Origin of the sequence: Microbacterium sp. (assembly GCF_041909575.1) — a bacterium.
Lineage (GTDB): Bacteria > Actinomycetota > Actinomycetes > Actinomycetales > Microbacteriaceae > Microbacterium.
The window spans coordinates 1-12,310 of record NZ_JAYRDE010000011.1 but is presented as its reverse complement, the minus strand read 5'-3'; the positions used below and the strand labels follow the sequence as shown (position 1 = coordinate 12,310).

At 71.6% G+C, this 12,310-nt stretch carries 12 protein-coding genes; 11 read left to right on the top strand and 1 reads right to left on the bottom strand.

From position 1 onward, the window contains the following. Nucleotides 1-3: 3 nt before the first annotated feature. The 5 genes from ACE3O1_RS03030 (at nt 4) to ACE3O1_RS03010 (ending at nt 6,635) form a co-directional block, all read left to right on the top strand. On the top strand, nt 4-1,521 hold the full coding sequence (locus ACE3O1_RS03030; protein WP_374312285.1) for a methyltransferase: 1,518 nt from the start codon (nt 4-6) through the stop codon (nt 1,519-1,521). A gap of 118 nt (nt 1,522-1,639) precedes the next feature. Continuing rightward, complete coding sequence (locus ACE3O1_RS03025) at nt 1,640-3,067, top strand: CCA tRNA nucleotidyltransferase (protein WP_374312283.1); 1,428 nt, start codon at nt 1,640-1,642, stop codon at nt 3,065-3,067. Between the two features lie 50 nt (nt 3,068-3,117). After that, complete coding sequence (locus ACE3O1_RS03020) at nt 3,118-4,446, top strand: GAF domain-containing protein (protein ID WP_374312281.1); 1,329 nt, start codon at nt 3,118-3,120, stop codon at nt 4,444-4,446. A 242-nt stretch (nt 4,447-4,688) separates the two neighbouring features. After that, complete coding sequence (locus ACE3O1_RS03015; protein ID WP_374312279.1) at nt 4,689-6,239, top strand: aldehyde dehydrogenase family protein; 1,551 nt, start codon at nt 4,689-4,691, stop codon at nt 6,237-6,239. A 6-nt stretch (nt 6,240-6,245) separates the two neighbouring features. After that, nucleotides 6,246-6,635 carry a DUF779 domain-containing protein gene (locus tag ACE3O1_RS03010; RefSeq protein ID WP_374312277.1) on the top strand — a complete coding sequence of 130 codons (390 nt, stop codon included), beginning with the start codon at nt 6,246-6,248 and terminating at the stop codon, nt 6,633-6,635. A 6-nt stretch (nt 6,636-6,641) separates the two neighbouring features. On the opposite strand, the gene ACE3O1_RS03005 is transcribed toward ACE3O1_RS03010, so the two are convergent. Next, nucleotides 6,642-7,823, bottom strand: a complete 1,182-nt coding sequence (locus ACE3O1_RS03005) for a hypothetical protein (RefSeq protein ID WP_374312275.1) — start codon at nt 7,821-7,823, stop codon at nt 6,642-6,644. Nucleotides 7,824-7,927: 104 nt separating this feature from the next. On the opposite strand from ACE3O1_RS03005, the gene ACE3O1_RS03000 reads away from it, so the two are divergent. From ACE3O1_RS03000 to rplI, 6 genes are all read left to right on the top strand, one after another. Next, complete coding sequence (locus ACE3O1_RS03000) at nt 7,928-9,121, top strand: acyl-CoA dehydrogenase family protein (RefSeq protein WP_374312273.1); 1,194 nt, start codon at nt 7,928-7,930, stop codon at nt 9,119-9,121. Next, nucleotides 9,118-10,275, top strand: coding sequence for a CaiB/BaiF CoA transferase family protein (locus tag ACE3O1_RS02995; RefSeq protein WP_374312271.1), 1,158 nt, complete (start codon nt 9,118-9,120; stop codon nt 10,273-10,275). Before ACE3O1_RS03000 ends, ACE3O1_RS02995 begins: the two co-directional genes overlap by 4 nt. A gap of 202 nt (nt 10,276-10,477) precedes the next feature. Next, nucleotides 10,478-10,861 (top strand): 30S ribosomal protein S6, encoded by a 384-nt coding sequence (gene rpsF / locus ACE3O1_RS02990; protein ID WP_374312269.1) that lies wholly within the window; start codon nt 10,478-10,480, stop codon nt 10,859-10,861. Between the two features lie 5 nt (nt 10,862-10,866). Continuing rightward, entirely contained in the window at nt 10,867-11,379 is a 513-nt protein-coding gene (locus tag ACE3O1_RS02985; RefSeq protein WP_374312267.1) for a single-stranded DNA-binding protein, read from the top strand. A gap of 73 nt (nt 11,380-11,452) precedes the next feature. Continuing rightward, nucleotides 11,453-11,707, top strand: coding sequence for a 30S ribosomal protein S18 (gene rpsR, locus ACE3O1_RS02980; protein ID WP_005054609.1), 255 nt, complete (start codon nt 11,453-11,455; stop codon nt 11,705-11,707). Nucleotides 11,708-11,718: 11 nt separating this feature from the next. Next, a complete protein-coding gene (gene rplI, locus ACE3O1_RS02975) occupies nt 11,719-12,171 on the top strand; it encodes a 50S ribosomal protein L9 (RefSeq protein WP_374312265.1) in 453 nt (150 codons plus the stop codon). Nucleotides 12,172-12,310: the final 139 nt, after the last annotated feature.

Below are 12,310 nucleotides of genomic sequence, written 5' to 3'. Positions count from 1 at the left end.
CGCGTGCTGCCCGACCCCGATCCCACCCTGTGCCGCCACCTCGCCGATGACCTGCGCGCCGCCGGATTCACCGCCGAGGCCCTGCGGACCGCGTTCGGCGACGCTGCCGACGACGCCATCGCGCGCGGGCTCCGCGCTCCGGCCGACCGTTCGCTGGGCGCGAGGGACGACGCGCTCGCCGTGCTGGCCCGGCTTCTCGTGCTCGGGATGCCGCAGGACGAGGCATTCGTGTCGTCCGCACTCCCGCGCACCGGCGCGGCCGGCCTCGCGGCGCTGGGACTCGTCTCGGTCGGCGACGGCGTGCGGCCGCTCGCGGTGGTGCGCCCGCAGTCGTACGCCGACGCGGACGGTGCGGGCCAGTGGTGGATCGCGAGCGACCTCGACGAAGCGGCGCTCGGGGGCCCGCTCCCGGAGGACCACGTGCTCGGGGTGGGGGGTGCCTCGCTGACGCTCGCGTCGCTGCAGCTTCCCACTGCAGCCCGCCGCGGACTCGACATCGGCGCAGGGTGCGGCATCCAGGCCCTGCGCGCCCGCCGGAGCGTCGCGCGGGTGACCGCGACCGACATCTCGCCGCGGGCCCTGGCGTTCACGCGCCTCAATGCCCTGCTCAACGGCGTCGACGCGATCGACACCCGGCTCGGCAGCCTGTTCGAGCCCGTCGCCGGCGAAGAGTTCGACCGCATCGTGTCGAACCCGCCGTTCGTCATCACGCCCCGGGTCGAGGACGTGCCCGCCTACGAGTACCGCGACGGCGGCATGGAGGGCGACGACGTCGTGGCGGCGTTCGTGCGCGGCGTCGGCGGCCACCTCGCGCCGGGCGGGGTCGCGCAGCTGCTGGGCAACTGGGAGACGCGGGCCGGCGTCGACGGGCTCGACCGCGTGCGGGCGTGGGTGGCGCAGTCGCCCATCGCGCTCGACGCGTGGGTGGTCGAGCGTGAGAGCCTCGATCCGCTGTCGTACGCCGAGCTGTGGGTGCGCGACGGCGGCACCCTGCCCGGGACGCCGGAGTTCGCCCGCCTGGCCGACGCCTGGCTGGACGACTTCGCGGCCCGCGAGGTGACCGAGGTCGGCTTCGGGTACCTGCTGCTGCGCCGTCCGCGCTCAGGCGAACCCACCCTGTCGCGGTTCGAGCGCCTGCATCAGTCGCTCACCGGCGACTCGCTGGGCGCGCACCTCGCCGACGCGCTCGCCGACCACGACAGGCTCGAGCCTCTCGACGACGCCGGGGTGGCGGCATCCGCCTTCGTCGTCGCACCCGACGTGACCGAGGCCCGCCACCACGTGCCCGGTCAGGAGGATCCGACGGTGATCGAGCTGCGGCAGGGCGGCGGGTTCGGACGCGCACTGAGCGTGGATCCCGCCCTCGCCGCCCTCGTCGGCGCGTGCGACGGCGACCTCCCCGCCGGGGTGCTGATCGACGCCATCGCCGAACTGCTGGGCGCGGATGCCGCGCGTCTCCGCGCCGACCTGCTGCCCCGCGTGCGCGAACTCGCCTTCACCGGGTTCCTCCGCTTCGCGTGAAACCCCGGGGAGATTCGGGGGCTACGCGCGCTCAAGAGCCGCCGAGACCGACGTTTCTCCCGCCCCTTTCACCGGGCGGCCGCTGAGTCGCGCCGCGACCGCTCGGTAGGCTCGAAGCATGCTCAACATGGCCGAGGGCATCGCGCGCCTCGGCGCGCTCGCCGAGTCCCCCGTCGTCGCGACGCTCGCGGACGCCTTCGCCGCCGCGGGCCACGATCTCGCGATCGTGGGCGGTCCGGTGCGCGACGCACTGCTCGGCCGCCCGACGAACGACCTCGACTTCACGACGGACGCGCGGCCCGACGACATCCTGCGGATCGTCAAGCCGATCAGCACCGCGCAGTGGGACATCGGCCGGGCGTTCGGCACGATCGGCGCGAAGGTCGCCGGCGAGCAGGTCGAGGTGACGACGTACCGGGCGGACAGCTACGACGGCGTCACCCGCAAGCCCACCGTGGAGTTCGGCGACACCCTCGAGGACGACCTGGTCCGCCGCGACTTCACCGTCAACGCCATGGCACTGCGCGTGCCGGGCCGCACGCTCATCGACCCCACCGGCGGCGTCGAGGACCTCGTCGCCCGCCGCCTGCGCACGCCGGCCGATCCCGCGGTGAGCTTCGGGGACGATCCGCTGCGGATGCTGCGCGCCGCGCGGTTCTCGTCCCAGCTCGGGTTCGAGGTGGATCCGGCGACGGTGCAGGCCGTCGCCGACCTGCGCGAGACGCTCGCGATCGTGAGCCCGGAGCGGATCCAGGGCGAGCTCGTGCGCCTGCTGCAGACCGACGACCCCGTGCGCGGCATCCGCCTCCTGGTCGAGACCGGGCTCATCGGCGAGTTCCTGCCGGAGGTGCCGGCGCTGCGGCTCGAGGTCGACGAGCACCACCACCACAAGGACGTGTACGAGCACTCGCTGACGGTGCTCCGGCAGGCGATCGATCTCGAGCATGCGAGGCATCCGGATGCCGCCCCCGACGTGCCGCTGCGGCTGGCCGCGCTCCTGCACGACATCGGGAAGCCGGCGACGCGCCGCCTCGAGCCGAACGGCGGCGTGACCTTCTACCACCACGACATCAAGGGCGCCCGGCTGGCCCGCAAGCGCCTCCAGGCGCTGAGGTTCGACTCCGACACGACGGCGGTCGTGACGCGCCTGATCGAGCTGCACCTTCGGTTCTTCGGGTACGCCGAGGGGACGTGGACGGACTCCGCCGTCCGCCGCTACGTGCGCGACGCGGGCGACGAGCTCGAGCGGCTGCACATCCTCACGCGCGCCGACGTGACGACGCGCAATGCCCGGAAGGCCGGCCGGCTCGCGCGCGCCTACGACGACATCGAACGCCGCATCGCGGAGCTCTCGGCCCGTGAGGAGCTCGACGCCATGCGGCCCGAGCTCGACGGCAACCGCATCCAGGCCGTGCTCGGCATCGGGCCGGGGCGCGAGGTGGGCGAGGCCTACCGGTTCCTGCTGGACCTGCGCCTCGACGAGGGCATCGTGGGCCAGGACGAGGCCGAGCGCCGGTTGCGCGAATGGTGGGCCGCCCGCGGCTGACCGCCCGCGCCTACACTGGTGCCACGCTCCCCGCCGTCGATCGGAGCTGCATGTCATCGCCGTGGTCGTCACGCCGCGAGGTGTCACCCGAGACCTCGCGACTGCTGATCGAGCGCGCCCACGAGGAGCTCCTCGCCGGGAACGCCGCCGACGAGCGCCTCGGCGACGTCCGCGCGCTGGTGCGGGAGTCGTGGCGGCGGTCGCTGGAGAGCCTGGTCGGCGCCGAGTCGCTGCCGCCGCTCGACCTCGACGCGCAGTCGCTGGCCGAGTATCGCCGCACCCACCCGTTGGTCGGCGTGATCGACATGGTGCGCGGCCTCCTGCTCCCGGGCGGCGCCGACGAGTCCGGGGTGATCGTCGCCGTCGGCGACGAGGCCGGGCGCCTGCTCTGGGTCGACGGCGACCGGCGCGTGCGCACGCTCACCGGCGACATGGGCTTCGTCGAGGGCGCGAACTGGTCGGAGCGGGCGGTCGGCACCTCGGCACCCGGCACGGCGATCGAACTCGACCGGTCGGTGCAGATCCACGGCGCCGAGCACTTCAACCGGCTGGTGCAGCCGTGGTCCTGCACGGCCGCGCCGGTGCACGACCCCGAGACGCGCCGGCTCCTCGGAGTGATCGACGTCACCGGCGGGGCCGAGGCGGCGACGCCGCAGGCGCAGCTCCTGGTGGATGCCACGGCCCGGGCGATCGAGGGCGAGCTGCTCGTTGCCCGGCTGCGGGCCCGTGCGACGTCCTCCCCACCGCCTCGCCGGGCACCGCGTCGCGTCGAGCCGCAGCGGACCACCCTCCGGGTGCTCGGCCGCGATCGCGCGCTGCTCGAGGTCGCCGGCGACGGCGCCGAGGCGGTCTCGGAGCTCGGCGCCCGCCACGCCGAGCTGGTGCTGATGCTCGCGGTCCACCGCCAGGGGCTGTCGGCCGAGCGCCTCGCCGAGCTCGTGTACGGCGACCCCGAGGCGACGGTGACGCTCCGCGCCGAGATGGTCCGGCTGCGCAAGGTGCTCGAGAGAGTCGCGCCCGCGCTCGTTCCCGAGTCGCGGCCCTATCGCTTCGGCGTCGAGGTCGAGACGGACGCGCACCAGATGCTGTCGCTCCTCGACCGGGGCGCGCACCGCGTCGCGCTCGCCGCCTATCGCGGCGACGTGCTCCCCGACTCGGTCGCCCCGGGGATCGAGGACTTCCGCGCAGCCGTGCGCGCGGCGCTGCGCGAGGCCCTGATGGCCGAGGCATCCGTCGACGTCCTCCTGGCGTTCGCCGAGACGGATGCCGCGGCCGACGACGCCGAGCTGCTGAGGCTCTGCCTCTCGATGCTCCCGGCGCGCTCGCCCAAGCGCGCCGGCCTGGTCGCCCGCATCGAGCGGCTCGAAGCGGACTCCTGACCCTGCCGGCCGTTCCGCCGGCCGGGGAACCGGTCCCCGCCCCGGCGTGCGCCCCGCCATAACTCCTCAGATCCGGTCTGCCCGAGGCCGGTACGACCGGATTTCTGCCGATGCCGTCGCAGATCTGAGGAGTTGCGGCGCAGCACGGGCCGAGACGAGCCCGCAACTCGATGCAACGTCGCCCGGCCTAGCTTCGACGCAACGCGACGACGACCGTCGCGACAGCGTCGAAGGAGACCAGCATGACCATCGTCGAAGAGGGTGTCTCGAGCGTCTACGCCGCCCCCGGGCAGCGCGGCTCGATCGCCGACTACCGTCCCCGCTACGGCCACTACGTCGGCGGGGAGTGGGTCGAGCCGATCAAGGGCCAGTACTTCGAGAACATCTCACCCGTCAACGGCAAGCCCTTCACCGAGGTCGGCCGCGGCACCGCCGAGGACATCGACCGAGCGGTGGATGTCGCGTGGCGCGCGTTCGAATCGTGGAAGCGCACGACCCCGGCCGAGCGCGCTGTCATCCTCAACAAGATCGCTGACCGCATCGAGCAGAACCTCGAGAAGATCGCCGTCGCCGAGACGTGGGAGAACGGCAAGCCGGTCCGCGAGACGCTGGCCGCCGACATCCCGCTCGCGGTCGATCACTTCCGCTACTTCGCCGGGGTGCTGCGCGCGCAGGAGGGCTCGCTGAGCCAGCTCGACGAGGACACCGTGGCCTACCACTTCAACGAGCCGCTGGGCGTCGTCGGCCAGATCATCCCGTGGAACTTCCCCATCCTCATGGCCACGTGGAAGCTCGCGCCGGCGCTCGCGGCCGGCAACTGCGTGGTGCTGAAGCCCGCCGAGCAGACACCGGCGTCGATCCTCTTCCTCTTCGACATCATCGGCGACCTGCTCCCTGCCGGCGTGGTCAACATCGTCAACGGCTTCGGCATCGAGGCGGGCGCTCCGCTCGCGCAGCACAAGCGCATCCGCAAGGTCGCGTTCACGGGCGAGACCACGACCGGCCGCCTGATCATGCAGTACGCCTCGCAGAACCTCATCCCGGTGACCCTCGAGCTCGGCGGCAAGAGCGCGAACGTCTTCTTCGAGGATGTCGCGCGCTCCACCGACGACGCGTACTACGACAAGGCGCTCGAGGGCTTCACCTTCTTCGCACTCAACCAGGGCGAGGTGTGCACGTGCCCGTCGCGCGCGCTCATCCAGCGCTCGATCTACGACCGCTTCCTCGGCGACGGCCTGGACCGCGTCGCGAAGATCGTGCAGGGCAATCCCCTCGACCCGGCCACGATGATCGGCGCGCAGGCGTCGAACGACCAGCTCGAGAAGATCCTCAGCTACATCGACATCGGCACGCAGGGCGGAGCGAAGCTGCTGGCCGGCGGCGAGCGCGTCGACCTGGGCGGCGATCTCAGCGAAGGCTTCTACGTCGCGCCGACGGTGTTCGAGGGCACGAACGACATGCGCATCTTCCAGGAGGAGATCTTCGGTCCGGTCGTGTCGGTGACCTCGTTCGATGACTTCGACGACGCGATCTCGATCGCCAACGACACGCTCTACGGCCTGGGCGCCGGCGTGTGGAGCCGCTCCGGAGACACCGCCTATCGCGCCGGACGCGCGATCGAGGCGGGTCGCGTCTGGACGAACACCTATCACCAGTACCCCGCGCACGCGGCATTCGGCGGATACAAGCAGTCCGGCATCGGTCGCGAGAACCACCTCAAGATGCTGGACCACTACCAGCAGACGAAGAACCTCCTGGTGTCGTACGCCGAGGGCGCGATGGGCTTCTTCTAGGCCGACATGACGCAGACCGAGACCTACAGCAGGGTGGCCGTGACGGATGCCGCGGCCGCCCTGCTGCGGCAGCTCACCGCACAGCACGGGCCGCTCATGTTCCACCAATCCGGTGGCTGCTGCGACGGCAGCGCGCCCATGTGCTTCCCGGTGGGGATGTTCCTCGTCGGCCCGAGCGACGTGCACCTGGGCGATCTCGCCGTCGGCCTGGACGATCCGATCGACGTCTACATCTCGGAGGCGCAGTTCGAGTACTGGAAGTACACGCACCTCACCATCGACGTCGTGCCCGGCCGGGGTGCGGGGTTCAGCGTGGAGGGGCCGACCGGCAGCCGGTTCATCATCCGTTCGCGCATGCTCGACGAGGCCGAGCTCGCGGCCTTCGGCCTGCGGTAGCGCGGGTCAGCGCCAGAGGAGTCCGAAGAAGCCGGTGTTGACGAGGGTCCAGATCAGCACGACGGCGCCGGCGAGCACGAACGACGTCCACGGGACGCCCTTCTGCAGTCTGCGGCCGGGCGCGGCCACGCCGGGCGGCGGGCGGAGGTCGTCCAGCGGAGCGGCGAACGGGACGCTCATCGCTCCTCCCGGCTCGGTCGCCGTCGCGGGGGCCCGAGTGTCGGGGCGGAGGGCGGCTGCGACATCCGTCGTCGGATCCGCCGTCAGGCGCTCGTCTCGCCAGCGCGCCCACTGCGCGAACTTGTCGAGCAGAGCGCCCACGACCGAGAACAGCCACGCCCAGGTGGCGGGATCGAGCGTCGAGAAGTCCCGCTTGGCGTAGAGGAACAGCCAATCGTCCACGATCTCGACATCGAGGGCGGCGGCGTTGTCGATGAAGCGGGCCATGATGTCGGGGGTGAAGAGATAGAGCGCGTCACGCTCGTAGCCCTCCGGGCAGTACAGCGCGAAGTGACGGTCGAAGTCGCCCTCGAGGCTGAGGCGCTGGTCCTTCTCGAAAGCGTGCGGCAGGTTCGAGCCGAGCAGCCCATTGTTGCCGGTGGCATCGAGGACGATGTGGGGCAGCGGCACGTCCAGCTTGATGGCGACGTATCCCCAGGGGTGCGCGGTCTTGTTCTTGCCCGATCCGGTCGTGTACCGGTAGTTCGCGAACTCCACGAACCGGGGCTGCTCACCGCGGACGAGGTCCGAGGCCATGCGCGCGTCCCCGACCGAGAAGATCATGCCCGGCAGCGCGGGGGCGCCCAGACGCGGCAGGTAGCTCATGCCGTTGGCGCGCGCGAAACGGTCTAGGCGCAGCATCCGCTCGGCCGTGGAGCGCCGGGCGGCCAGCACCACGACGAGGCCGACGGCGACCATCACCGCGAAGATCACGAACGGGATGATGCGGATCCAGACGTTGCCGAGGCGAGCATTGCCGGGCGACGTGAGCGCGGCGATGGCCGTCAGCAGCAGCGCCACGGACATCACGGTCACGCCGATGACGAACGCGGAGACGACCGTCGACCCGCCCAGCGTCGAGCTGAGGCCCCCGCTCCGGCGCCACTGCTTCACGAAGGCGCGAGCCTCCGCGGGGTCGACCGGATCGACGAGCGCCCGGTCATCGAACGAAAGCGAGGGGGCTACCATCACCCCACGCTACCCGGGGGTGCCCTGAACGCCGGGAGCGCACCGCGTCCGCGATCCGGCGCGGTGGCGGGCACAATGGCAGAGACGACCCAGAGGAGGCGGCGATGGAGCCGAGGAACCCCGACGATCTCGAGGCGCTGCGCGCGGCATCCGATGTCCTCGGACTCGATGCGCTGCTCAGCCCGGAGGAGCGGGCCGGCCGAGACCGGGTGCGGGCCTTCGTCGATGCCGAGATCCGTCCGCACATCGCCGACTGGTTCGACCGCGCGCACTTCCCGGCCGAGCTCGCGACGGCGTTCGGCGAGCTGGGGGTGCTCGGCATGACGCTGACGGGATACGGATGCCCCGGCCGCAGCGCCGTCGAGTACGGCCTGGCTGCGCTCGAGCTCGAGGCCGGAGATTCCGGCATCCGCACCTTCGTGTCGGTGCAAGGCTCGCTCGCGATGGGCTCGATCCACCGGTGGGGATCCGAGGAGCAGAAGCAGGAGTGGCTGCCGCGCATGGCGGCGGGCGAGGTGGTCGGCGCCTTCGGGCTCACCGAGCCGACCGCCGGATCGGACCCGGCGAGCATGAAGACGTTCGCGCGGCGCGACGGCGGGGACTGGGTGCTCTCGGGAGCCAAGCGCTGGATCGGCCTCGCGTCGATCGCGCAGCTCGTCGTGGTGTGGGCGCAGACGGAGGAGGGGGTGCGCGGATTCCTCGTGCCCACCGGCACCGCCGGATTCGGTGTGCGGGTGCTCGAGCCCAAGGGGTCGATGCGAGCCTCGATCCAGACCGAGCTCACGTTCGACGACGTGCGCCTGCCGGCCGACGCGATGCTCGAGGGCGCGCGGGGACTGCGCGGGCCGTTCTCGGCGCTGAACGAGGCGCGGTACGGCATCGTGTGGGGAGCGCTCGGCGCCGGACGCGACAGCTACGAGGCGGCACTGCGGCACGCGCTGCGCCGTGAGCAGTTCGGACGCCCGATCGCCGGCTTCCAGCTCACGCAGCAGAAGCTCGTCGACATGGTCGTCGAGCTGCAGAAGGGCGCCCTGCTCGCGCTGCAGATCGGGCGCGCGAAGGATGCCGGGACCCTGCGTCCCGAGCAGGTCTCGCTCGGCAAGCTCAACAACGTCCGCGAGGCGATCGCGATCGCCCGCGAGGCCCGCACGATCCTCGGAGGGGACGGCGTGCTGCTCGAGAACTCCCCGATCCGTCACGCCGCCAACCTCGAATCCGTGCGCACCTACGAGGGAACCGACGAGGTGCACACCCTGATCCTGGGCCAGCACCTCACGGGCATCGGAGCGTTCCGGTGACGGACCCCGCCGCCGCCGCACCCGGCCCGCTCGCCGGGCTCGTGGTCGCCGACTTCTCGCGGGTGCTGGCCGGCCCGTACTGCACGATGCTGCTCGCCGATCTCGGAGCCACCGTCATCAAGGTCGAGGGGCCGGCCGGGGACGAGACCCGCCACTGGATGCCCCCGGCCCACGAGGGCGAGGCGACGTACTACCTCTCGGTGAACCGCGGCAAGCGGGCGATCACGCTCGACTTCGCCGATGCCGACGACCTCGCGGCGGCGCGCGCGCTCGCCGCCCGCGCAGACGTGGTCGTCGAGAACTTCAAGCCGGGAGGGCTCGACCGCTTCGGGCTCGGCTACGACACCGTGCGCGCCGCCAATCCCGGCGTCGTCTACGTCTCGATCACGGGATTCGGGCCGGACTCGTCCCTCCCCGGGTACGACGTCCTCGCGCAGGCGGTGTCGGGCCTCATGAGCGTCACCGGCTCGGCGGACGGCCCGCCGTCGAAGGCCGGGGTCGCGATCGTCGACGTCGTGACCGGACTCCACGCCGGGCTCGGCGCGCTCGCCGCCCTCCGCCACCGCGATGCGACCGGCGAAGGCCAGCGGGTGGAGGTGAACCTGCTCTCCTCGGCGCTGTCGGCCCTGGCGAATCAGTCCGGCGCCTTCGCCGTCGCCGGCGTCGTCCCCGGGCGGCTCGGCAACGACCACCCGAGCATCTACCCCTACGGCCCCTTCCCCACCGCGGAAGGCGATCTCGTGCTCGCCATCGGCAACGATGCCCAGTTCGCCCGCCTGTGCGGAGTGCTCGGTATCCCGGATGCCGCGGCCGACGCCCGATTCGCCCGCGCGGCCGGTCGCAGCGCGGCCCGCGGGGAGCTGCGGCCCGTGCTCGAGTCGGCCCTCGCCGCGAGGCCCGCTGCCGAGTGGGAGCGGCTGCTCGGCGACGCCGGAGTCCCGTGCGCGCCGATCCTCGACATCGGCGGCGCCTTCGACCGTGCCGCGACGCTGGGCCTGGAGCCCGTGGTCACGTCGGGCCCTCCCCACGGCTCACCCGGCGGAATGCCCGGGGTGCGGCATCCGATCGCCCTCTCGGCCACCCCCGCGTCCTACCCGCTCGCCCCGCCGGCACCGGACGCCGACCGCGCCTGGGTGCTCGGCTTCCTCGGGTGACGTCGGCTCAGCCGTCGAGCCGAGATCGCCCAGCTGACCCGACGAGGTCGTCACAGGCCTGATTCGGCGGGGGCCGGGGCATCCGGTACCATAGGAGGGTTGTCCGCACGCGCTCGATGCGCGAGAAGCCGGATGACGTGCACACACCCTCCTGCTGCCGGGAAATGCCCGGCAGCCGTTCAAGTCCGAAGGAGGTGGGTTAGTGACGCACCAGTACGAACTCATGGTCATCCTGAGCCCGGAGATCGATGAGCGCCAGGTCGCCCCGAACCTCGACAAGTTCCTGAAGGTCATCACCGCAGATGGTGGCTCGATCGACAACGTCGACATCTGGGGTCGCCGCCGTCTCGCCTACGAGATCCAGAAGAAGACCGAAGGCGTCTACGCCGTCGTCAACTTCACCGCCACGAGCGCTGCCACCCAGGAGCTCGACCGCCAGCTGAACCTCAGCGAGCTGGTCATGCGCACCAAGGTGCTCCGCGCCGAGGAGGCCATCGCCCAGGTCGCCGCCGAGGCGAAGCGCTCCGAGGAGAAGGCCGCCCGCAAGGCTGCCCGCCCCGCGAAGCCCGCCAAGCAGGACGCGTAACGACGATGGCCGGCGAGACGATCATCACCGTCGTGGGCAACCTCACGGCTGATCCCGAACTGCGCTACACGCAGAACGGTCTCCCTGTCGCGAACTTCACGATCGCTTCGACACCGCGCAACTTCGACCGCCAGGCCAACGAGTGGAAGGACGGCGAAGCGCTGTTCCTCCGCGCGAGCGTGTGGCGCGAGTTCGCCGAGCACGTCGCGGGCTCGCTGACGAAGGGCTCCCGCGTCATCGCGACCGGTCGCCTGAAGCAGCGCAGCTACGAGACGAAGGAAGGCGAGAAGCGCACTTCCATGGAGCTCGAGGTCGACGAGATCGGTCCTTCGCTGCGCTACGCGACCGCTCAGGTCACGCGTGCCGCATCGAGCGGCGGACAGGGCGGCGGGCAGTCCCGCGGCCAGGTCGCCGACCAGCCGTGGTCGACCCCCGGCTCTTCGAACGCGGGCGGAAACGCCGGCGGCGGAGACGCCTGGGCAGCCCCCGGCGCCTACGGCGACGACACCCCCTTCTAAGGGCGGATCTCAGCAGCAGATTCCGGATGCCTCGAGCCGAGGCATCCCACTCACTTCACGTAAAGGAACCACCATGGCTGGAAAGGCAACCGGCGACCGCCGGAAGCCGCGGAAGGGCGCGAAGAACGCCGCCCCCGCGAAGGCGATCCGTGTCGGCGTCATCGACTACAAGGACGTCGCCACTCTTCGCAAGTTCATCTCGGAGCGCGGGAAGATCCGCGCCCGTCGTATCACCGGAGTCTCGGTGCAGGAGCAGCGCCTGATCGCCAAGGCGATCAAGAACGCGCGCGAGATGGCTCTCCTGCCCTACGCCGGCGCTGGCCGCTAAGGAGCACCGCAATGGCAAAGCTGATTCTCACGAATGAGGTCGCCGGGCTCGGTAGCGCCGGTGACGTGGTCGAGGTCAAGAACGGGTACGCCCGCAACTACCTCATCCCCCAGGGCTTCGCGGTCGCGTGGACCCGTGGCGGCGAGAAGCAGGTGGCGTCGATCCGCGCCGCCCGCGAGTCTCGCGCGATCCACGACCACGAGGAGGCCGTGGCGCTCAAGGACGCCCTCGAGTCCAACAAGGTGCGCCTGCCCGTCAAGGCCGGCGCCGAGGGCCGCCTGTTCGGCTCGGTGAAGACCGAGGCCGTCGCCGACGCCGTCAAGGCCGCCGGTCTGGGCGACCTCGACAAGCGCAAGATCCACATCACCTCGCCGATCAAGTCGGTGGGCGAGCACGAGGCGACCGTTCGCCTGCGCGACGACCTCACCGCCGTGATCACCCTTCAGGTGGTCGCCGCGAAGTAGTCGCAGCGCGGATGTCGCGCACGCACGACAGGAGCCCCGGGCCGTATGGTCCGGGGCTCCTTCGTGTTCGCGGGGCGACCGATCCAGGCATGTCGGCCGCCCCGCGCACGATGGGGGTGGGGATGGAGCGGGAGGGCCG